We start from the raw sequence: 20,560 nt of genomic DNA, 5'->3' as shown, positions 1-20,560 counted from the left end.
GCTCAGCCGTCGCGCAGCATGTTGGAGAGTTCCACCGCGGACTTGACGTCCATCTTCTCGAACACGCGCGCCCGGTGCACCTCCACCGTGCGCACGCTGATGTTGAGCTGGTCGGCGATCAGCTTGTTGGGCAGGCCCTGTATCACCAGCTGCATGACTTCGCGCTCGCGCTCGGTCAGCTCGGCCATGCGATGCGCCAGCGCGCCCTGGGCCGAGCGCGCGGCGATCGCCTTGGCACTCTCGGCCAGCGCCAGCTCGACGCGGTCGACCAGGGCGTTGTCGGAGAACGGTTTCTCGAAGAAGTCGAAGGCGCCGCGCTTCACCGCGGCGACCGCGGTGGGCACGTCGCCATGGCCGGTCAGAAAGATCACCGGCAGCGACGCCGCCAGGCCGCGCTCGATCAGCCGCTCGAACAGGGCGATGCCGCTCAGGCCGGGCATGCGCACGTCCAGCAGCAGGCAGCTGGGCGCATCGGGCCAGCCCTCGCCGCGGCGCGGCAGCGCGTCCAGCATGGCCTCGAAGGCCTCGGCGCTGGCATAGCCCTCCGACAGCAGGCGGCGCGAGCGCAGCAACCAGGCCAGGCCATCGCGCACCACCTCCTCGTCGTCCACCAGATAGACCATGGGCAAGGCGACTCGGTTCATGCTTGGATCCCTCCTTCATCGGTGGGCGATGCTAACGCGGCACGCTCAGCGCTTGGCAAGGTGAAGCGGAACTCGGTGCCGGCGGGCAGGCCGGCGGCGGCCTCGGTGCGGGTTTCGAAGTCCATCGCGCCGCCATGCTGCTCGATCACGGTGCGGCACAGGCTCAGCCCCAGGCCCATGCCCTCGCTGCGCGTGGTGAAGAAGGGCGTGAAGAGCTGCTTGGCGATGGCGGGCGCGATGCCGGGCCCGCGATCGCTCACCGCGATGCTGACCCAGCGCTGCTGCAGCTGGCGCACGCGCAGGGTCAGCACGCGCTCGGCCGGCGGGGTGGGGCCGTCCATCGCCTGGATGCCGTTGCGGGTGAGGTTGAGCAGCACCTGCTCGACCATGGTGCGGTCGCAGCGCACGCGCGGCGCGGGATGCGGCAGGTCGAGCTCGATGCGGGTACCGCTCTTGCGCGCCTGCAGGCTCACCAGCGGCAGCACCGCGTCGATCAGCTCGTCCACCGCGATCGGCTCGCGCGCCTGCTCGCGGCGGCGCACGAAGTCGTGCACGCTCTTGATGACGCGGCCGGCGCGCGCCGCCTGTTCGGCGATGCGGGTGACGGCCTGGCGCACCATGTCGGGCGTCTGCGGATCGGCGGCCTCGTGGGTCAGCAGGTTGAGCGAGGCGGTGGCATAGCTGGAGATGGCGGAGAGCGGCTGGTTCAGCTCGTGGCTCAGCAGCGAGGCCATCTCGCCCACCGTGGCCAGGCGGGCGGTGGCCTGCAGGCGGTCCTGCTGCTGGCGCGAAAGCTCCTCGACGCGGCGCTGCGCGCTCACGTCCAGCACCGCGCTCATCCAGCCGGTCTGCTGGCCCTCGGCGTTCAGCAGCGGGGCCTCGAAGATCAGCACCGGGAAGCGCTCGCCGCTGCGGCGCATGAACACCGTCTCGAAGCCCTGGCGCGGGTCCAGGCCCGCCTCCATGCGGGCGCTGCGGTCGCGATGGCGGCGCTGGTATTCCTCGACGAATTCCGGCGGCCAGTAGGGCGGCACCGATTGCCCCAGCAAGGCCTCGGCGGGGAAGCCGACGATGGCGCAGAAGGCCGGGTTCACGTAGGTGATGATGCCGGCCATGTCGCGCGCGCGCAGGCCGGTGATGAGCGAGTTCTCCATCGCCTGGCGAAACGCCAGCGACTCGGCCAGCGCATGCTCGGCAAAGGCGCGCCGCCGCACGTCGCGCGCCAGCAGCAGCACCACGGCGAACAGGGCCAGCGAGAGCCCCAGCACCAGCGCGGTGGCGAGGTTGGGGATCAGCTTGGGCTGGCCGGCGGCACTGTCCACGCGCAGCTGCAGGCTCAGGCCGGCGAGGTCGACCACGCGCTCGGCCTGGTAGTAGCCGGCACCGCGCGTGAGGCCGACGCGCGCCAGCCGCGTGCCATCGCCCTCCACGAAGCTGAGCTCATGGTGGCGCGCATGCTCGCTGGTGGTGGCCTCGTCGAGCAGCTGGCGCAACCCCAGGGTGGCGACGACATAGGCCTGGGGCTGGCCGGCGCGCAGCTGGGGCAGGCACAGATCCACCACCTCCAGGCCCTCACCGCCCGCCAGCGGCACGAAGTAGGAGCGCGAGAACAGCGGCGTACCCTGGCGCAGCGCAGCCGCGCAGGCCAGCTCGGTCTCGAGCTGCATCTGATCGCGCGAGAGCTGGGCAAACAGCGGCGTGACGAAGGGCGACTCGACCGCCGTCTGCACCTGGCGGCGCGCATCGCGGTACTCGATGCGCAGCACCGGCCGGTTGAAGCGCAGCAGCTCGGCGGCCTCGCTGTGCCAGCGCGCGTCATGCACCTCGGCCCACAAGAGGGCCTGCAGGCTCTGCAGCTCGCGCCCGGCCAGCTGCTTGGCGCGCGCCGCGACCTCGGCCGCCACCTGGTCCACCTGCTCCTGCGAGCGCGCCGCCTCGTAGCTGAGGGTGAGCGCCACCAGCAGCGATTGCGCCACGAGCAGCAGGCCCACCAGCGCCCCCCACAACAGGGCACGGCGCCAACGTCGCCTGAGCGCGGGGCTGGAAGAGTTGGCCGCGTCGGGCACGGGGTGAGGCGTCATGCGTGGGATCTGCGAGCTGCCGCACAGTATGCGAGCGGCGTTGGCCGCGGGGATGCGCAGTTTCGCGTATGCCGGCGCGCGCGCCTGGCCCGACACTTGCAATGCACGATAGGCATGAGGGCGCAAGCTTCGCGCCAAGATGCACTCCTACAATCGTCGGCCAGTATCGAGACCACGCCATGTCCACCTCTGAACAGAAAGCAGCCCAGCTGCGCCAAGCCGCACTCGAATATCACGAGTTCCCGACCCCGGGCAAGATCGCGATCGCGGCGACCAAGCAGCTGGTCAACCAGCGCGATCTGGCGCTGGCCTATTCCCCGGGCGTGGCGGCGGCCTGCGAAGAGATCGTGGCCGACCCGGCGAACGCCTTCCGCTACACCTCGCGCGGCAATCTGGTGGCGGTGGTCACCAATGGCACGGCGGTGCTGGGCCTCGGGAACATCGGCCCGCTGGCCTCCAAGCCGGTGATGGAAGGCAAGGGCGTGCTGTTCAAGAAGTTCGCCGGCATCGATGTGTTCGACCTGGAGATCCAGGAGAACGATCTCGACAAGCTGGTGGACGTGATCGCGGCGCTGGAGCCCACCTTCGGCGGCATCAATCTCGAGGACATCAAGGCGCCCGACTGCTTCTACGTCGAGCGCAAGCTGCGCGAGCGCATGAAGATCCCGGTCTTCCACGACGACCAGCATGGCACGGCCATCGTGGTGGGCGCGGCCTTCCTGAACGGCCTCAAGGTGCTGGGCAAGGACATCAAGCAGGTCAAGCTGGTGACCTCGGGCGCTGGCGCCGCAGCGCTAGCCTGCCTGGGCCTGCTGATGAAGCTGGGCCTGCCGCGCGAGAACATTTGGGTCACCGACCTGGCCGGCCTGGTCTACGAGGGCCGCACCGAGCTGATGGACCCGGACAAGGCGGTGTTCGCCCAGCCCACCTCGCAGCGCAGCCTGGGCGAGGCGATCGCCGGCGCGGACGTGTTCCTGGGCCTCTCGGCGGGCGGCGTGCTCAAGCCCGAGATGGTGGCCAAGATGGCGGCGCGGCCGCTGATTTTCGCGCTGGCCAATCCCACGCCCGAGATCCTGCCCGAGGAAGTGAAGCAGGTGCGCGACGATGCGGTGATGGCCACCGGCCGCACCGACTATCCGAACCAGGTCAACAACGTCCTGTGCTTCCCCTACATCTTCCGCGGTGCGCTCGACTGCGGCGCCACCACCATCACCGATGAGATGGAAATTGCCGCGGTGCGCGCGATTGCCGAGCTGGCCCAGGCCGAGCAGAGCGAGGTGGTGGCCGCGGCCTATGCCGGCGCCAACCTGAGCTTCGGCCCCGAGTACCTGATCCCCAAGCCCTTCGACCCGCGCCTGATGATGAAGATCGCGCCGGCGGTGGCACAGGCGGCGCTGGACTCGGGCGTGGCCTCGCGCCCGGTCAAGGACATGGACGCCTACCGCGAGAAGCTGCAGAGCTTCGTCTACGCCTCGGGCACGACCATGAAGCCGATCTTCAACGTCGCCAAGCGCGCCGTGAACAAGCGCGTGGCCTATGCCGAGGGCGAGGAAGAGCGCATCCTGCGCGCCGTGCAGGTGGTGGTGGACGAGGGCCTGGCCCGCCCCACCCTGGTGGGCCGCCCCGGCGTGATCGCCGAGCGCTGCGAGCGCTTCGGCCTGCGCCTGCAGGAGGGCCGCGACTACGACATCGTCAATGTCGAGAACGACCACCGCTACCGCGACTACTGGCAGACCTATCACCAGATGACCGAGCGCAAGGGCGTCACCCAGCAGCTCGCCAAGATCGAGATGCGGCGCCGCCTCACGCTCATCAGCTGCATGATGCTGCACAAGGGCGAGGTCGACGGCATGCTGTGCGGCACCTGGAGCAATACGGCGATGCACCTGCAGTACATCGACCAGGTGATCGGCCGCCGCCCGGGCGTGAAGACCTATGCCTGCATGAACGGCCTGATCCTGCCGGGCCGCCAGGTCTTCCTGGTCGACACCCATGTGAACTACGACCCGACGGCCGAGCAGCTGGCCGAGATCACCATCATGGCCGCCGAGGAGCTGATGCGCTTCGGCATCCGCCCCAAGGCCGCCCTGCTCTCGCACTCCAATTTCGGTTCCAGCAACCAGCCCTCGGCGCTGAAGATGCGCGAGGCCCTGGGCCTGATCCAGCAAGCCGCGCCCTGGCTGGAGGTGGATGGCGAGATGCATGGCGATACCGCGCTGGACGCCGCCTACCGCAACCAGCTGATGCCGCGCAGCACCCTCAGCGGCGAAGCCAATCTGCTGGTGCTGCCGAACATCGACGCCGCCAACATCTCCTACAACCTGCTCAAGACCACCGCCGGCGGCGGCATCGCGATCGGCCCGGTGCTGCTGGGTGCGGCCAAGCCGGTGCATGTGCTGACCCCCTCGGCGACGGTGCGCCGCATCGTCAACATGACCGCGCTGACGGTCGCCGACGCCAACGCCGCACGCTGATTTCAGCGCCTTATTCCGCCCAGTCTGCAGCCGCGCGGGCCGCAGACTGGGCGAAATCGCGTCCGTATGAGCCCTGAGAAACAAAAGTTTGTAAAGGCTCACAAGGGCGTGACGGCGCCATTAATTCGGCGCCAGCCGTGAGCATCCAAAGGTGCGTGCGCACACTAACTTAGCCAATTCCTGAAGGCCTGGCAAAGCCCCGGTCTTGAGCTTTCGGGCCTCATTCTGTACCATGTTGCCTTCAGGATTCAGGGTAAACCCGTGTTGTTGCTCTCCCGGTCACCGGCGTGGCCACTGTGGCACAAGCTAGGCTCAGCAGTCGCTCTGGTGGCGATGTTGGGGCTGGCAGGCCCAGCCAATGCCAGGGAATCGTTCAAGGATTCCACCGCAGCGCAAGACACGGTCGCTTTGACGGCCTTGCCGCCCGAAGCCCAAACCACGCACCGTCTGGTACTCGCCGGGGGACCTTTCCCGCAAGCCAAGGATGGCGTCGTGTTTGGCAATCGCGAACGCAGACTGCCGCCACGGGCGAGGGGCTACTACCACGAATATACCGTCAGAACGCCAGGCGCCCGGAACCGGGGCGCGCGGCGTCTGGTATGTGGTGGCACGCCGCCCACGAAGCCTGAGGTTTGCTATTACACCGACGACCATTACGCGAGCTTCCGAAAGATCGCGCCGTGATCGGCGGCCACAAAGTTCTGTGACTATATAGGAGGATCGCGACCATGCTTTTGCAGACCGTCCGTCCCAATATCGTGCAGGCCATAAGGGCCTATCGCGTAGAGGACTTGATGCAAGCCGCACAGGATGCGGGCCAGCATTTCCTGTATGCCAACCTGACCGACGCCGAGTCGAAGCAGGACGTGCTCGAAGGGATTGCCCAGGCCTTCCTGTTTCCCGCCCACTTCGGCAAGAACCTGGACGCGCTGTACGACTGCATGACCGACCTCGTGCACAAGTCGGGCGCGCAACCCGGCTTTGTGGTGGTGCTGGAGCAGATCCCCGACAGCATCAAGTTCGACCGCGAGGCGCGCGAGCAGTTGCTCGATGTGTTCCGAGACGCGGCCGATTACTGGGCCGATCGCAAGGTCCAGTTCCGGTGCTTCTATTCTTTTCAGTAGCCCGCTCCCAAGAAAACGGGTCATGGGAGCGGGCTACTGAGGTGGCCCCGAGCGTTACTGTGAAGCCTGCAGCCAAGAGCAGCAGCAACAAGCCCAACGCCAATCCAAACTTCGGCATGAATATGCCAATGATGAGCAGCGCCTTCGATACCGCGATGTGGTTGAGCGCCGCCTGAGCCCAGGCTCAGTACAGCAGCAAAGGGGCCCGCGGGCCCCTTTTGTTTTGCTCAGAGGCTTTGCGCCAGCGCGATGAATTCCCGCACCGGCACCTCCTCGGCGCGCCGCTGCAGGTCGAACTGGCCCGTAAAACCGCGCTGCGCCAGCCACACACCCAGGCTGTGACGCAGCAGCTTGCGGCGCTGCGAGAACGCCGCCGCCACCATTTCGCCGAACAGCTGGCGATCCAGCTGCACCGGCTCGGCATAGGGAAGCATGCGCACGATCGCCGAATCCACCCGCGGCGGCGGGTCGAAGGACTCGGGCGGCACGTCCAGGATCGACTCGATCTGGTAGCGCCACTGCAGCATCACCGAGAGGCGTCCGTAATCCTTGCAGCCGGGTGCGGCGGCCATGCGATCGACCACTTCCTTTTGCAGCATGAAGTGCTGGTCCTGCACCTGCTCCACGAAGTCGAGCAGATGGAACAGGATGGGGGTGGAAATGTTGTAGGGCAGATTGCCCACCACCCGCAGCTTCTGGCCGCGCTCGGCGGCCAGGGCGGCGAAGTCCACCTTCAGCACGTCGGACTCCACCACCACCAGGTCCTCGCGCTGGCGCAGACGGGCCGCCAGGTCGCGGTCCAGCTCGATCACGGTGAGCGGCTTGATGCGCGCCAGCAGCGGCAAGGTCATCGCACCCAGGCCGGGGCCGATCTCGACCATGGCCTCGCCGGGCTGCGGATCGATGGCGTCGACGATGGCCTCGATGATGACCCGGTCGGTCAGGAAGTGCTGACCGAAGCGCTTGCGCGCAATGTGCTGGGCCATCAGTCCAGCCACTCGCGCACTTCGACGAAGGCCTTGGCGCGCAGGTCCTTGACCCATTCACCATAGGCATGGTCGTACTTGCGCTCGCGCAGCGCGCCGCGCGCCTGCTCGCGCAGCTGCTTGGCCTCCACCGCCACGGTGCGGCGCTCCAGCACCTGGATCAGGTGCAGGCCGTAACGCGACAGCACCGGGGCCGAGATGCCGCCGAGCGGCAGGGCGTTCATGGCGTCCTCGAATTCGGGCACGAAGCCGCCGGGCGAGGCCCAGCCGAGCTCGCCACCGTCGGCGGCGCTGCCGTCCTCGGAGTTCTCCTTCGCCACCTGCTCGAAGCTCGTCTTGCCGGCCTCGATATTGCGCTTGAACTCGTTCAGGCGGCGCGCCGCCAGTTCGGCATTGAGCTGGGCCGAGGGCCGCAGCAGCACATGGCGCGCACGCGTCTGCGTGACCTGGTTGGCCACGCTGCCGTCCAGGCGATCGATCAGCTTGAGCAGGTGAAAGCCGGCGCCCGAGCGCAGCAGCTGCGGCGCGACCTCACCGGCCTTGAGGCCGTTGACCGTCGCCACGAACAGATCGGGCAGGCGGTCGGACGCGCGCAGGCCGATTTCGCCGCCGCGCAGCTTGTTGCTGTCCTCGGAGATTTCCTTCGCCACCGCACCGAAATCCTCGCCCGCCTTGATGCGTGCCAGCGCGCCTTCCGCGCGCGCACGGCGCTCGGCCTCGACGCTGGCACTGGCGCCCTCGGGCACCGTCACCAGGATCTGGGCAATATTGAGCTGGGCGTTCTTGGCGAAGGCGGCCTGGCGCTCGTCCAGGTACTTGTCGATCTCGCCATCGGTGATGCGGATGCGGCCCTGCACCTCGCGCTCACGCACCCGCTCGGTGAGCATCTGGTCGCGCAGGTTCTCGCGGAAGGTGCGGTAGTCGATGCCCTCGGTCTTGAGGCGCTCGCGCAGCTGCTCCAGCGTCAGCTTGTTCTGCGCCGCCACATTGGCCACCACGCGGTCGAGTTCGGGCTCGTCCACCTTGGGGCCGTTCTCGCGCGCATAGGTCACCAGCACGCGGTCCTCGATGAGGGCCTCGAGCGCCTGCTTGCGCAGGGTCTCGGTCACCGGCATGGCCTCGCCGCGGCGCTTGGCATCGTCGCGCAGGCGCTCGGTACGCTGCAGGACCTCGCTGGCCGCCACCACATCGGAATTCACCACGGCGGCGATGTAGTCGCCCGGCCGCAGTTGGACATTGCTTGGGACGCTGGCGCCCACCTGGGCCTCGGCGGCCGCGATGCCGGCCACGCTCAGGGCGCAGGCAAGGGTCAGATTGCGTATCGACAATTCAGTCATAGGAAGCTTCAAGGCGTCCGAGCTTGTCCGAGCTCAGGGGTCGGTAACCGGGAATATTGTCTCTCAAGACCTTGAGCGCATTCGAGCCCAGCTGGGACAGGCCCACCAGCTCGATCTGCAGCATCAGCCGGGTGTTGGTTTCGGCAAAGCCGGTGGAAAGCCGCTCGACGCCGGCACGCAGGATCCAGCAGCCGGCGTCGTACTCCACGCCCACCACCGAATCGGTCAGGCGCTTGTCGCGCATGCTGTACTGCACCCGGCCGGCGCTGTACCAGGCGCCCTGGCAGGACGAGGCCGAGCGCGCACGCCCCGCGTCGGCGGTGCCCCACAAGGGCCATTGCCAGCCCAGCTCGATCTGCTCGCTCTGGCCCGACACCAGCCGGTAGGCCGCGCTGAGGGTGCGGAAGGGGCCGGGGGAGTAGCGCGTGCGCAGCACCGAGCGTACCGCCCGGCCGTTGTCGGCATTGAACTGCATGGCCGCATCCAGCCACCAGGCGCGGCTCAGATGGGCCGAGCCCAGCAGCAGCACGTCGGAGAAGCGCTGGCCGGCCGGCTCGCCGCCATCGGCGGTGATGCGCTGGTCGCGGAACAGGAAGCGCTGCACCAGGCCCAGGCGCAGCAGCTCCTCACCCTGGCCGGTGTCGACCCAGCGCGAGGTCGCGCCCAGCGTCAGCTGGCGCGCATCGGCAACCCGGTCCACACCCGAGAACGGGTTCTCGGCGTAGATCGAATCGAAATTGAAGTCCTTCGCCGCGGCGTCGAAATTGGGCACCGCCGTCTGGTCGCGGTAGGGCGTGTTGACGTAGAGCGCGCGCGGCTCCAGGGTCTGGGTCAGGCTGCGACCGAACAGCTGGGTCGGGCGCTCGAACACCCAGCCATGGTCGATGCTGAAGGTCGGGATGCTGCGCCCGATCGAGCGCGCGCCGTTGCTGAGCGGCTGGTCGACGCGGTAGCTGGCGGCGTTCAGCGACAGCCGGGGGATCAGCCACCAGGCCGCGGTGCCCAGCGGCAGGCTCAGGTGCGCCAGCAGATGGGCGCGCTCGCCGGTCTGCTGCGACTGGCTGGCCAGGGCCTGGGCCGGCAGGTCGAAGCGGTTGTACTCGAGCTCCAGCCCGCCCTCCAGGCGCGCACGCCGGCCCCAGGGCAGATAGCCGGCCAGCACCAGATCGTCGGCCTGGCTGTTGAGGCGCACGCCGATCTGGGGCGAGCGCTGGTAGGGCGCTTCAAAGCGCGTGAGCGTGTCCAGGCCCTGCAGCGGCTGCCAGCGCTGCACCCTTGCATAGGCCTGGCCCTCGCCCCAGCCATAGGCAAAGTCGCGCTGCAGCTGCAGATCGGTGGCGAGCAGGCGCTTGGTGAGGCTGTTGACGCGCCGCGGCAGATCCTTCCAGTACTCGTCGTCCGAGACCCGCTCGGAGCTCAGCCGGAACTGCAGCCCCGCACCCAGCTGGCCCTCGCCCGCCAGGCGCAGATCCCAGCGCTGGCGCCCGGCCTCGCGGTCGTGCGGCAGCCAGGCGAAGTTGATGCTGCCGCCATGGCTGGGCTCCAGATAGCGGAACTCGCTGTCCACCCCGGGGCCGCGCCGCGTCATCACAAAGGGTAGGAAGGTGGCATCGCGCTGCGGCGCGATATTCCAGTAGTAAGGCAGGCCCAGCTCGAGGCCGCTGCGGTTGTCGAGGTTGATGTCGGGCGGCAGCCAGCCCGACTTGCGCTGGTCGCCCACCGGGAAGCTCAAGGCCGGCGCGGCCAGGATGGGCACGCCGTAGAAGCGCAGCACCGCGCCCTTGGCCAGGCCCTCGTTGTTCTCGAAGTCCATGCTGAGGCTGTCCATGCGCAGCTCCCAGGCCCGCGCCTGGCCGCTCTCGTCGGCCGGGCAGCTGCTGTAGGTGGCCGCCTCGGCGCGCACGCGCTGGGCGTCGAGGAACTGGATGCGCTTGGCGTGGCCGCTGCCGCCGGTCTGCGAGAAGAAGTAGCTGGGGTCCAGCATCTCGCCCTCGAAACGCTGCACGAACAGCTGCAGGCTGGGGCCGCGCACCAGCGAACCCTGGTGGCGCAGCTCCACCTGCCCTTGCGCGCGGGCGAGATCCTGCACCTGGTCGTAGCTGATGCGGTCCGAACTCAGCAGCAGCTCGCCATAGCGCAGCTCGGCGGCACCCTCGGCCACCGAGGTCTGCGAGATGTGGCTGCTCAGCTGGCGCGCGCTCAGCACCATGGCGGGCCGCGTGAGGCCGCGCGCCACCGGCAGCAGCTGGCGGATCGGCCGCAAGCTCAGGCCCTGTTCATCCAGGCCCTGCGCCTGCGTCAGCCCGGCCGCCAGCAGGCCGAGGCACATGAGGCTCAGGCGAGGCAGGGGCGAGGCAGATGGGCGGGCGGATTGGGGGCGCAGCACGGGTGTGGGACGTCTTCAGGGGGCATCCTCGCGCCGGTGGCGGACGGGACGGTTTGTAGAATTCATTATCCATGAGCCCCGGCGTGAGCCGTGCTCGGCCCTTCATCGCCTCTTCAGCCTCTTTTCTTCATGCACCCCAAGTTCTGGCCCGACCCCGCCCGCCACGAGCGCTTCTGCCGCTGGCTGCAGCCCCTGGTCGAGGCCCATGGCCTGTTGCCGGACACGCTGGCCGAGGCCGGCAGCGATGCCAGCACGCGGCGCTACTTCCGCATCCGGCGCGCCGCCGGTGGCGAGTTGCTGGTGATGGACGCGCCGCCGCCCGGCAACGATGTGCGCCCCTATCTGGCGCTGGCCGCGCACATGGCCGAATGCGGCCTGCGCGTGCCCGAGGTGCTGGCCGCCGACGCGGCCGAGGGCTTTGCCCTCATCACCGACTTGGGGCCCCAGACCTATCTGCAAGCCCTGCAGGGCGCCAGCGCGGCCGAGGCCGACCGCCTGATGCGCGCCGCCATCGGCAGCCTGGTGCAATGGCAGCAGCGCGGCGATGCCGGCCGGCTGCCCGTCTATGACGAGGCCTTTGTGCGTCGCGAGCTGCAGATCTTCGTCGACTGGTGCGTGCAGGCCGAGTTCGGCAAGCAATGGTCGGCCACCCAGCTCAAGTGGTGGGACCATGTCAGCCAGCAGCTGGTGAACAACGTCCTCGCCCAGCCGCAGCTGGCCATGCACCGCGACTACATGGTGCGCAACCTGATGGTGGCGGAGGGCGCGCCGGGCATCCTGGACTTCCAGGACGCGGTGCGCGGCCCGATCGCCTACGACATGGCCTCGCTGCTGCGCGATGCCTTCATCTCCTGGGACGAAGAGCGCGAGCTCGATTGGGCGATCCGCTACTGGGAGCAGGCGCGCAAGGCCGGGCTGCCGATCGACGCCGATTTCGGCGAGTTCTGGAAGGCGCTGGAATGGAGCGGTCTGCAGCGCCACCTGAAGATGATGGGCATCTTCTGCCGCCTCAAGCACCGCGACGGCAAGCCCGCCTATGCCGAGGATCTGCCGCGCCTGTTCGCCTATGCCACCAAGGTGTCGACGCGCTATATCGAGTTCTCGCCGCTGACCCATTTGCTGGAGGACCTGCGCGGCGGGCTCACGCAGACCGGCTTCAGCCTGCGCTAGGGTGAGGGGCAGCCCGCGGCCGCCAGCCAGGGGTCGCGGTCCTCGCCGCCGAACACGCTGAGCAGGAAGTCGAGGAAGGCGCGCGTGCGCGCCGGCACGAACTTGCGCGTGGGCATGGCCGCCCAGATCGTGAAGCTGAACAGCCGCCATTCGGGCAGCACGCGCTCCAGCGCCCCTTCCAGCAGGGCGTCGGCAATCACGAAGGACGGCAGGCCGGCAATGCCCAGCCCATGCAGGGTGGCCGAATAGTTGGTGTCGATCGAGGCGGTGCTCAGCACCGGCCGGTTCGGCACCCCGGTGAAGGAGTCCTGCACCGTGTCGTCGTCATGGCCGCCACGCAGGAACACGATGCCGCGCTGCAGCTCCGACATCGGCGGCAGCATCGCGTCATGCCCTTTCAGATCGCGCGGATGCTGGGGCCGGCCATGGCTCTCCAGGTACTCGGGTGCGGCGCACATGATGACCTCGGTGCGCGCCAGGCGGCGCGCCACATAGTCGCCCTCGAGCGGATGGCGCGAACTCAGGATGGTGATGTCGAAGGCCTCGTCCAGCGTGTCCACCGGGCCGGGCGAATGCAGCTCCAGCGTGATGTGCGGGTACTGCTGGTGAAAGCGCGCCAGGTGCTTGGCGAGCTGGTGCACGGCGATCGCCGGCGGCACCAGCACGCGCAGATGGCCACGCGGCTCGTTGGTGGAGGCCGAGGCCAGGGCTTCGGCCTCTTCCACTTCGGCCAGGATGCGGCGGGCGCGCTCCAGATAGGCCTCGCCCACCTCGGTCAGCGCCAGCCGGCGGGTGGTGCGGTTGATCAGGCGTGCGCCCAGGTGCTCCTCCAGCTCGGCCACCAGGCGCGTCACCACCGCGGGCGCCAGATCGAGCGAACGCGCGGCGCCGGCAAAGCTGCCGTCGTCGATGACGCGCACGAACACGCGCAAGGCCTTGAGCTGATCCATGCTGGCTCCCCCGCCAAAAACAAAGCCCGGACAGAGCCGGGCTTGGAACGTCTGTGCCGTGCAGCTTATCAGGGGTGGGCAGCCATCACCTGGGCTACCGCGGCGGTCAGGCGCTTGCCATAGGGCACGTGCAGGAACTCGTTGGGGCCATGGGCATTGCTCTTGGGGCCCAGCACGCCGCAGACCATCATCTGCGCGCTCGGGAAGCCCTTTTGCAGCATGCTCATCAGCGGGATCGTGCCGCCCTGTCCGATATAGCCCACCGGCGCGCCGAAATGCGTCACGCTGGCCGCATTGACCGCCTGCGACAGCCAGGGGCTCAGCTCGGGCGTGTTCCAGCCGGTAGCGCCATAGGCACCCGCGCGGCCATCGGGCACGAAAGTGACCTTGGCGTTGTAGGGCGCGTTGTCCTCCAGCAGGGCCTTCAGGCGCAGCGCCGCCTCGTTGCCATCCACCAGCGGCGGCAGGCGCAGCGAGAGCTTGAAGGCGGTGTAGGGGCGCAGCACATTGCCGGCGTTCTTGAGCTCGGGGAAGCCGTCCACCCCCACCACCGACAGGGTCGGCTTCCAGGTGCGGTTGAGCAGCACCTGCACCGGATCGGTGGTGACCGGCAGCACCGAGCCGCCATCGGCACCGCAGGCCCAGGGCAGGCGCTTGTAGACCTCTTCGCCCAGGATGGCGGCGGTGGCCTTGGCCTGTTCCAGGCGCACGCCGGGGATCTCGCAGTGGAAGCTCTCGGGCAGCAGATTGCCAGTCTTGGAATCTTCCAGGCGGTCCAGCACCTGGCGCAGGATGCGGAAGCTGGAAGGCACCACGCCCGAGCCGTCGCCGCTGTGGATGCCTTCGGTCAGCACCTCCACCTTCAGCACGCCCGACACCATGCCGCGCAGCGAGGTGGTGAGCCAGAGCTGCTCGTAATTGCCGGCGCCCGAATCCAGGCACACCACCAGCGAGACTTTGCCCAGGCGTTCCTTCAGCAGCTCGATATAGGCGGGCAGATCGTAGGAGCCGCTCTCCTCGCAGGTCTCGATGATGCCGACGCAGCGCGGGCGCGGGATGCCCTGCTTGTCCAGCGCCATGATGGCGGTGAGCGAGGCGTAGACCGCGTAGCCGTCGTCGGCGCCGCCGCGGCCATAGAGCTTGCCGTCCTCGTACTTGGGCGTCCAGGGGCCCAGGTCGGCGCGCCAGCCATTGAACTCGGGCTGCTTGTCGAGGTGGCCGTAGAGCACGATGGTCTCGTCCGAGCCGGCCTTGGTGGCGGGCACCTCGAAGAAGATCACCGGCGTGCGACCGGGCAGGCGGATCACCTCGAGCGTGAGGCCGGCGACCCTCTTGCTCTCCACCCAGCTGGCGGCGTCGCGCAACACCTTCTCGATGTGGCCGTTGGCTGCCCAGTCGGCGTCGAACATCGGGCTCTTGGCCGGGATGGCGATGTACTGGGTCAGTGCCGGGACGATCTCCTCGTCCCACATGCGGGCGGCGTAGTCACCCAGGGCGCTGGCCTCATCGGCCTGCAGCGGCAGCAACGGATCACGTGCGTTCATCTCATGTCTCCTCGCGAGGGGTAACTCGCCTGAAGCAGAGATTCTAGAACTTGGACTCCAGCCAGGTCTGCAGGCGCTCGAACACCTGCTCCTTCTCGGGCTCATTGAAGATCTCGTGGTAGAGGGCCGGGAAGACATGGCCCTGCACCACCGCCGGCGGTGCGGCGGCCACGAAATCGGCGCTGCCCTCGGGCGAGACGCAGCGATCGCTGCCGGCCCACAGCACCAGAGTCGGCAGGGTCCAGGCCTCGGCCTGGTCGCGCACCAGCTCGCCGCCATCGACGATGCTGCGCGCCAGCGTCGGCGTGATGTGCTTGTGTACCAGCGGGTCCTGCACATAGGCCTGCACCACCGCCGCATCGCGCGAGATCCAGCTGGGCTTGAGCCCGTTGCCGGCGGCCAGGTGCGGCAGCAGCGGCAGGGCCACCGTCAGCAGCAGCTTCTGGAACGCGGACATGCCGGGGTCCAGCGCCGGCGAGCTCAGCACCAGGGCGTCGAGCGGGCGGAACCAGGCCGGCAGGCTGCCGGCCGCGGTGCCCAGCAGGCCACCGGCGGCAAAGCGCGCCGCCACCATGCCGCCCATGCTGTGGCCCAGCATCACCAGCGGGCCGCGGCCCAGCACCTCGTCGCCACGGGTCTGGTCGATCACCAGGGCCAGATCGTGCATCAGGCTGAGCTCGTCGGGCACATCGCCGCGCGCGCCGCCCGAGGCGCCATGGCCGCGCTGGTCGTAGCCCACCACATGCCAGCCCCATTGATTCAGGCGCGCCGCCACCTGCTCGTAGCGGCCGATATGCTCACCCAGGCCATGCACGATCAGCACCGTGCCGCGCGCGGGATCGATGCCGGGTTTGGTCCATTGGCGCCAATGCAGGGGCAGGCCGTCGTGGGTCGTCAGGGGTCGCATGGCTGGCAGTGTAGGGACGCCACCCCGGCCGCCACCCCGGGGCTTCCCCCAGGCGCGGGAAACCCTGTCCCGGATTGGATAGACAGCTCTAGGCCGCAGGGCCTAGGCTGCGCTCCGGACAAGGAGACCCCATGAGCAACAACGAATTCTTCACCCTGAGCCAGCCGGAGCCGGGCCTGGCGCATCTGCAGTTCAACCAGCCCGAGCGCATGAACACCATGAGCCCGCGCTTCTTCCCGGCGCTGCGCGACGCGGTGCGCGCGCTCGACGACGCGGGCGAGACGCGCGTGCTGGTGATCTCATCCACCGGCAAGCATTTCAGCGCCGGCATGGCGCTGGATACCTTCGCCGGCCAGGGCGCGATGCTGGACACCGGCAGCGCGCGCACGCGCCTGAGCTTCCAGACCTCGCTGCGCCGCCTGATGGCTTGCTTCAGCGTCCTCGACGAGGTGCGCTTCCCGGTGCTGTGCGCCGTGCAGGGCGGCTGCATCGGCGGCGCGCTCGACCTGGCCGCCGCCTGCGACATGCGTTATTGCACGGCCGACGCCTTCTTCACCATCCAGGAGACGGTGATCGGCATGGCGGCCGACCTGGGCGTGCTGCAGCGCCTGCAAAAACTCATGCCCCAGGGCGCGGCGCGCGAGATGGCCTATACCGGCGAGCGCCTGCCCGCCGAGCGCGCGCTGGCCCTGGGCCTGGTGAACGCGGTGCTGCCCGATCAGGCCGCGCTGCTGGAGCATGTGCTGGGCCTGGCGCGCAATATCGCCGCCAAGTCGCCGCTGGCGGTGGCCGGCAGCAAGGCGGCGCTGAACCATGCGCGCGACCATGGCGTGGACGCCTCGCTGGCGCATATGACGGTGCTGCAGAGCGCCATCTTCGACACCGAGGAAATGGGCCGCGCCATCATGGCCTGGAAGATGAAGCAGCCGGCCGGCTTCGCGCCGCTGGCCGAGATCGCCAAGATCTAGGGCCTGTGCAGCGGCAGGCGGATCACGAAGGCCTGGCCCTCGCAGACCGCCGATCCACCATGGCGCTGCGCAATCTGGCGCACCAGCGCCAGCCCCAGGCCCGAGCCCGTGGCGCGCGTGTCGCCGCGGTAGAAGGGTTCGAACACCGCTTCGCGCTGCGCCTCGGGCACGCCCGGGCCGGCGTCGCTGACGCGGATGACGGCTTCGCCGCCACTCGCGCTGAGCTGCAACCGCGTGGGCGGCTGGCCATGCCGCTCGGCGTTCTCCAGCAGATTGCGCAAGAGGCGCCGCAGCAGGCGCGCATCCGCGCGCAGTGGCAGGCTTGCGCCTTCGAGTTGCACCTCGGCGTGCGCGGCGGCCAGCTCGGCCGCCAGCGCCAGCAGGTCCAGCTCCTCCAGCTGCAGCGGCTCGTTCACCGCGTCCAGCCGGCTGGCCAGCAGGATCTCGTCGATCAGGCGGTCCAGCTCGGCAATGTCCTGTTCCATCCCGGCACGCCGGCGCGGCTCCACCGCGTCCTTCACCAGCTCCAGCGCCAGCTGGATGCGCGTGAGCGGCGTGCGCAGCTCGTGCGAGGCATGGGCCAAGAGGGTCTTGTGCGCGCCCACCAGCTGTTCGATGCGCTCGGCCGCGTCATTGAAGCGTTGGGCCAGGCGCGCCACCTCGTCGCGCCCCTCCACCGCCACGCGCGCCGAGAGTTCGCCCGCCCCCAGGCGCTCCACCCCCTGCTGCAGGCGTTCGAGCCGGCGCGTCAGCTGGCGCACGATGGGAAATGCCAGCAGGCCCACCAGCAGCGCAAGCAGCAGCATCACGCCATGCAGGCCCAGGCCCAGCGCGGGCGGTCCGAGGGCCCAACGCAGGCGCACCAGCAGCACGCGCCCATCGGGCAGCGGCAGGCGGTAGCGCCCCCAGCGCCGGCCCGGCGGCGCCTGGCCGACCTGGGCCAGGGTCTGGCCCTGCGCGTCATAGAGCGTGGCATGCTCGCTCACACCCTCGGCCAGGCGCTGCAGGCCGGCCTGCTGCTCGGCCGGCGGCGCCGCGGCCGCGGGCAGGGCGTTCTGCACCAGCCGGCCCATCAGCTGCAGGGCCACGTCCATGGGCCCGCCCTCGCGGTGCCACAGCGCCACGCTCACCAGGGCCAGCACGATCAGGCAGGCCAGCAGCGCCAGGTAGAAGCGCAGATAGAGCCGGGGCAACAGGCGATTCAGCATCAGTCTTGCTGCCTCGCGAACACATAGCCGCTGCCGCGCACGGTGATGATGCGGCGCGGCTGCTTGGGATCGGTCTCGATGGCGGCGCGCAGGCGCGACATATGCAGGTCGATGCTGCGGTCGCTGGCCTCCAGTTTCTCGCCCGTCATCAGGTCCAGCAGGCGTTCGCGCGAGAGCACGCGGCCGGCGTTCTGGGCCAGCGCCAGCAGCAGGCTGAACTGGCTGGCCGAGAGCTCGCACACCGCGCCGTCCAGGTAGGCGGCGCGCGCCGCCGGGTCGATCTCCAGGCGGCCGAAGCGCAGCGGCTGGTCGGCCGGCAGCAGGCCGCCGTGGCGGCGCCGCAGGATGGCGCGCAGCCGCGCCAGCAGCTCGCGCGGCACGAAGGGCTTGGCGAGGTAATCGTCGGCACCGATCTCCAGCCCGACCACGCGATCGAAGGCGTCGCCGCGCGCGGTGAGCATCAGCACCGGCACGTCGGAGCGCGCGCGCAGCTGGCGGCACAGGTCCAGCCCGTCCATATCGGGCAGGCTGAGGTCCAGCAGCACCGCGTCGAAGGCCTGCCGGGCCAGCGCCTCCAGGGCCGCACTGCCCAGCCCGGCCACGCTGACCCGGTAGCCGGCCGCACCGAGATACTCGCCGAGCATCTCGGCCAGCGCCGGATCGTCTTCCACGACCAGGAGCTGTTCGTGGGCGCGCGCGGGGCCGGCTTCCAGCATCGGCGTCAGCCCTGCTTGGGCGCGTGGTGCTTGCCCAGATGGTCGACCAGCTGCTGGCGCTGCGCCGGCGTGAGCTGGTCCCCCACATCGGCCACCAGCTGCACCAGGCGGCGCGAGGCCTGGTCGGCCAGCTGCAGATGGCGCTGGCGCGCCTGCTCCAGCGCGTTGCGGTCCAGCGGTGTCTGGGCCAGCAACTGCAGGGCCTGGGTATGGGCCTCGTGCAGCTGCTGGTGCAAGGGCAGCAGGTCGGTGACGGCCTGCTTCACGAGCGGATCGATCTGGGTCTGCTGCGCCGCGTTGACGTTGAGCTCGCTGTAGAGCCGGGCCAGCATGCGGTCCACATGCTTGGCGGCCTGCTCCGGGCTGCCGATGGCATGGCGCCCGTGCAGATGCGGCGCGCCGCTGGCCACCGCGGCAACGCCGGCGGTGAGCGCGGCACCGGCCACGAAGGCGGCGATCACGCTGCCCTTGAAGAAGCGGCCCAGCGAGCGGCGCGCGGGGGTGGAGGCGGATGGGCTGTTGTCCATGATGGTGACTTTCATAGCAAGGGGAAACAACAATCCAAGCGGTGCAGGCCGCCCATTGTGGCGCCCTCACCGATTGCAGCCAGGAGGCCGGGGCCGCCTGGTCATGTCGCCACTGTGGAGCGCCCAGCTCGCAGCCCCATGTGATCGCGGTAAAGATTTGTACGGCATGATGCTGGGCCATGAGCGAAGCCCCGATCGAACTGCTGCCACCCGACATCAGCCCCTATCGCCACAGCGCCAGCGGCGTCGATTACGTCCATGTGCTGGACTCCGGCCGGCCCGGCCCCACGGTGATGGTGCAGGCGCTCACCCATGGCAACGAGCTGTGCGGCGCGCTCGCGCTCGACTGGCTGTTCCAGCAGGGCATGGGCCGCAGCCTGCAGCCCCTGCAGGGCAGGCTGATCCTCAGCTTTGCCAATGTGGCCGCCTTCGAGCGCTTCGACCCGGCCGACCCGAACGCCTCGCGCTGCGTGGACGAAGACCTGAACCGGGTCTGGGCCGACGCGGTGCTGTTCGGCCCGCGCGATTCGCTGGAGCTGCGCCGCGCGCGCCAGCTGCAGCCCTTTGTCGACGCGGCTGACGTCCTGTTCGACATTCACTCGATGCAGGATGCCTGCAGGCCGCTGATGGTGTGCGGCCTGCTCGACAAGGGCGCCGACTTCGCCTGCCGGCTGGGCATGCCCGGCGATCTGCTGATCGACACCGGCCACCCCTCGGGCCTGCGCATGCGCGACCGCGGCGGCTTCGGCGATCCGGCCAGCCCGAAGAATGCGCTGCTGATCGAGTGCGGCCAGCATTGGGAGCGCAGCGCGGTGGAGGTGGCGATCGACGGCTTGCTGCGCTTTCTGCGCCTCACCAGCATGGTGGATGCGGCCTGGGCCGAGGCGCGCCTGCGCCTGCCGCTGCCGGCGCTGCAGCACCGCATCCGCGTCAACCAGGCCGTGACGGCGCTGAGCAGCGACTTCCATTTCCTGTTCCCGGTGCGCGGCCTGGACGTGATCGCCCGGGCCGGCACGCCCTATGCGCAGGACGGCGAGACCATTTTCAGCACCGAGTTCGACAACACCGTGCTGGTGATGCCCTCGATGAAGCACGGCCTACCTGGCAACACCATGGTGCGGCTCGGGCGTTTCGAAAGCTGAGGCGCGATCAGCCTACACAGAAGGCATTCAGCTTGTTGCCGTCCAGATCGCGGAAGTAAGCGGCATAGAAGCCTTCGCCACGCGCGCCGGGTGCGCCCTCGTCCTTACCGCCCAGGGCCAGGGCCTTGGCATGCAGGGCCTTGACCTTGTCCTGGCTGTCCACCACCAGGGCCACCATCACGCCATTGCCGACCGTGGCCGGCTGGCCGTCGAAGGGCAGCATCACGCCGAAGCCGGGCTTGTCCATGCCCGTGCCCCAGGCATAGCCGCGGCCGAAATCCATCATGCGCTTGACGCCGATGACGGCGAACAACTCGTCGTAGAAGGCCGCGGCGCGCGGCAGGTCGTTGGTGCCCAGGGTGGTGTAGCCGATCATGCAAAGCTCCCGTGAAGTGG

18 protein-coding genes are annotated in these 20,560 nt (G+C 69.1%); 6 read left to right on the top strand and 12 right to left on the bottom strand.

Features of this window, described 5'->3' with window-relative positions; genetic code table 11:
- Window positions 1–2 precede the first annotated feature (2 nt).
- Window positions 3–644, bottom strand: a complete 642-nt coding sequence (locus AC3WQY_RS08435) for a response regulator transcription factor (protein ID WP_285234095.1) — start codon at window positions 642–644, stop codon at window positions 3–5.
- Window positions 641–2,725, bottom strand: coding sequence for a sensor histidine kinase (locus tag AC3WQY_RS08430; protein WP_492707406.1), 2,085 nt, complete (start codon window positions 2,723–2,725; stop codon window positions 641–643). The genes AC3WQY_RS08435 and AC3WQY_RS08430 overlap by 4 nt, the downstream gene beginning before the upstream one ends.
- A 179-nt stretch (window positions 2,726–2,904) precedes the next feature.
- Between AC3WQY_RS08430 and AC3WQY_RS08425 the strand changes: the two genes are divergently transcribed.
- The 3 genes from AC3WQY_RS08425 (at window position 2,905) to AC3WQY_RS08415 (ending at window position 6,323) form a co-directional block, all read left to right on the top strand.
- A complete protein-coding gene (locus AC3WQY_RS08425) occupies window positions 2,905–5,199 on the top strand; it encodes an NADP-dependent malic enzyme (RefSeq protein WP_285234097.1) in 2,295 nt (764 codons plus the stop codon).
- Between the two features lie 333 nt (window positions 5,200–5,532).
- Window positions 5,533–5,883, top strand: a complete 351-nt coding sequence (locus AC3WQY_RS08420) for a guanyl-specific ribonuclease (protein ID WP_285234098.1) — start codon at window positions 5,533–5,535, stop codon at window positions 5,881–5,883.
- A 44-nt stretch (window positions 5,884–5,927) separates the two neighbouring features.
- A complete protein-coding gene (locus AC3WQY_RS08415; RefSeq protein ID WP_285234099.1) occupies window positions 5,928–6,323 on the top strand; it encodes a barstar family protein in 396 nt (131 codons plus the stop codon).
- A gap of 227 nt (window positions 6,324–6,550) precedes the next feature.
- On the opposite strand, the gene rsmA is transcribed toward AC3WQY_RS08415, so the two are convergent.
- Genes rsmA through AC3WQY_RS08400 form a run of 3 tightly spaced genes read right to left on the bottom strand, consistent with a single transcriptional unit; the run spans window position 6,551 to window position 10,975 of the window.
- Window positions 6,551–7,309 carry a 16S rRNA (adenine(1518)-N(6)/adenine(1519)-N(6))-dimethyltransferase RsmA gene (gene rsmA / locus AC3WQY_RS08410; RefSeq protein ID WP_492707400.1) on the bottom strand — a complete coding sequence of 253 codons (759 nt, stop codon included), beginning with the start codon at window positions 7,307–7,309 and terminating at the stop codon, window positions 6,551–6,553.
- Complete coding sequence (locus tag AC3WQY_RS08405) at window positions 7,309–8,646, bottom strand: peptidylprolyl isomerase (protein ID WP_492707398.1); 1,338 nt, start codon at window positions 8,644–8,646, stop codon at window positions 7,309–7,311. Before AC3WQY_RS08405 ends, rsmA begins: the two co-directional genes overlap by 1 nt.
- On the bottom strand, window positions 8,639–10,975 hold the full coding sequence (locus AC3WQY_RS08400; RefSeq protein WP_285234102.1) for an LPS-assembly protein LptD: 2,337 nt from the start codon (window positions 10,973–10,975) through the stop codon (window positions 8,639–8,641). Before AC3WQY_RS08400 ends, AC3WQY_RS08405 begins: the two co-directional genes overlap by 8 nt.
- Before the next feature lie 186 nt (window positions 10,976–11,161).
- Here AC3WQY_RS08400 and AC3WQY_RS08395 point away from each other — a divergent pair, with 186 nt between their 5' ends.
- Window positions 11,162–12,202, top strand: a complete 1,041-nt coding sequence (locus tag AC3WQY_RS08395; protein WP_492707395.1) for an aminoglycoside phosphotransferase family protein — start codon at window positions 11,162–11,164, stop codon at window positions 12,200–12,202.
- On the opposite strand, the gene AC3WQY_RS08390 is transcribed toward AC3WQY_RS08395, so the two are convergent.
- The 3 genes from AC3WQY_RS08390 to AC3WQY_RS08380 form a co-directional block, all read right to left on the bottom strand.
- Window positions 12,199–13,152 (bottom strand): LysR family transcriptional regulator, encoded by a 954-nt coding sequence (locus tag AC3WQY_RS08390; RefSeq protein WP_285234104.1) that lies wholly within the window; start codon window positions 13,150–13,152, stop codon window positions 12,199–12,201. The two genes, AC3WQY_RS08395 and AC3WQY_RS08390, sit on opposite strands and share 4 nt — an antisense overlap.
- A gap of 68 nt (window positions 13,153–13,220) precedes the next feature.
- Window positions 13,221–14,696: a M20 family metallopeptidase gene (locus AC3WQY_RS08385; RefSeq protein WP_492707393.1), complete on the bottom strand. Its 1,476-nt coding sequence runs from the start codon at window positions 14,694–14,696 to the stop codon at window positions 13,221–13,223.
- Between the two features lie 43 nt (window positions 14,697–14,739).
- Window positions 14,740–15,603: an alpha/beta hydrolase gene (locus AC3WQY_RS08380; RefSeq protein ID WP_492707391.1), complete on the bottom strand. Its 864-nt coding sequence runs from the start codon at window positions 15,601–15,603 to the stop codon at window positions 14,740–14,742.
- Window positions 15,604–15,734: 131 nt separating this feature from the next.
- Here AC3WQY_RS08380 and AC3WQY_RS08375 point away from each other — a divergent pair, with 131 nt between their 5' ends.
- On the top strand, window positions 15,735–16,571 hold the full coding sequence (locus AC3WQY_RS08375) for an enoyl-CoA hydratase-related protein (RefSeq protein WP_492707389.1): 837 nt from the start codon (window positions 15,735–15,737) through the stop codon (window positions 16,569–16,571).
- Here AC3WQY_RS08375 and AC3WQY_RS08370 read toward each other — a convergent pair.
- From AC3WQY_RS08370 to AC3WQY_RS08360, 3 genes are read right to left on the bottom strand one after another with little or no spacing between them, the layout of a single operon-like run.
- Window positions 16,568–17,779, bottom strand: coding sequence for an ATP-binding protein (locus AC3WQY_RS08370; RefSeq protein WP_492707387.1), 1,212 nt, complete (start codon window positions 17,777–17,779; stop codon window positions 16,568–16,570). The genes AC3WQY_RS08375 and AC3WQY_RS08370 overlap by 4 nt on opposite strands.
- A complete protein-coding gene (locus AC3WQY_RS08365; protein WP_492707385.1) occupies window positions 17,779–18,495 on the bottom strand; it encodes a response regulator in 717 nt (238 codons plus the stop codon). The genes AC3WQY_RS08370 and AC3WQY_RS08365 overlap by 1 nt, the downstream gene beginning before the upstream one ends.
- A 5-nt stretch (window positions 18,496–18,500) precedes the next feature.
- Window positions 18,501–19,037, bottom strand: coding sequence for a Spy/CpxP family protein refolding chaperone (locus AC3WQY_RS08360; RefSeq protein ID WP_492707383.1), 537 nt, complete (start codon window positions 19,035–19,037; stop codon window positions 18,501–18,503).
- Window positions 19,038–19,201: 164 nt separating this feature from the next.
- On the opposite strand from AC3WQY_RS08360, the gene AC3WQY_RS08355 reads away from it, so the two are divergent.
- Entirely contained in the window at window positions 19,202–20,164 is a 963-nt protein-coding gene (locus tag AC3WQY_RS08355; protein ID WP_492707381.1) for a M14 family metallopeptidase, read from the top strand.
- 7 nt (window positions 20,165–20,171) lie between these two features.
- On the opposite strand, the gene AC3WQY_RS08350 is transcribed toward AC3WQY_RS08355, so the two are convergent.
- On the bottom strand, window positions 20,172–20,540 hold the full coding sequence (locus tag AC3WQY_RS08350) for a VOC family protein (protein WP_492707379.1): 369 nt from the start codon (window positions 20,538–20,540) through the stop codon (window positions 20,172–20,174).
- Between the last annotated feature and the right edge of the window lie 20 nt (window positions 20,541–20,560).

It is taken from the genome of Roseateles sp. FW301-B2, assembly GCF_058788955.1.
This window is presented reverse-complemented; position numbering and strand designations above follow the sequence as displayed.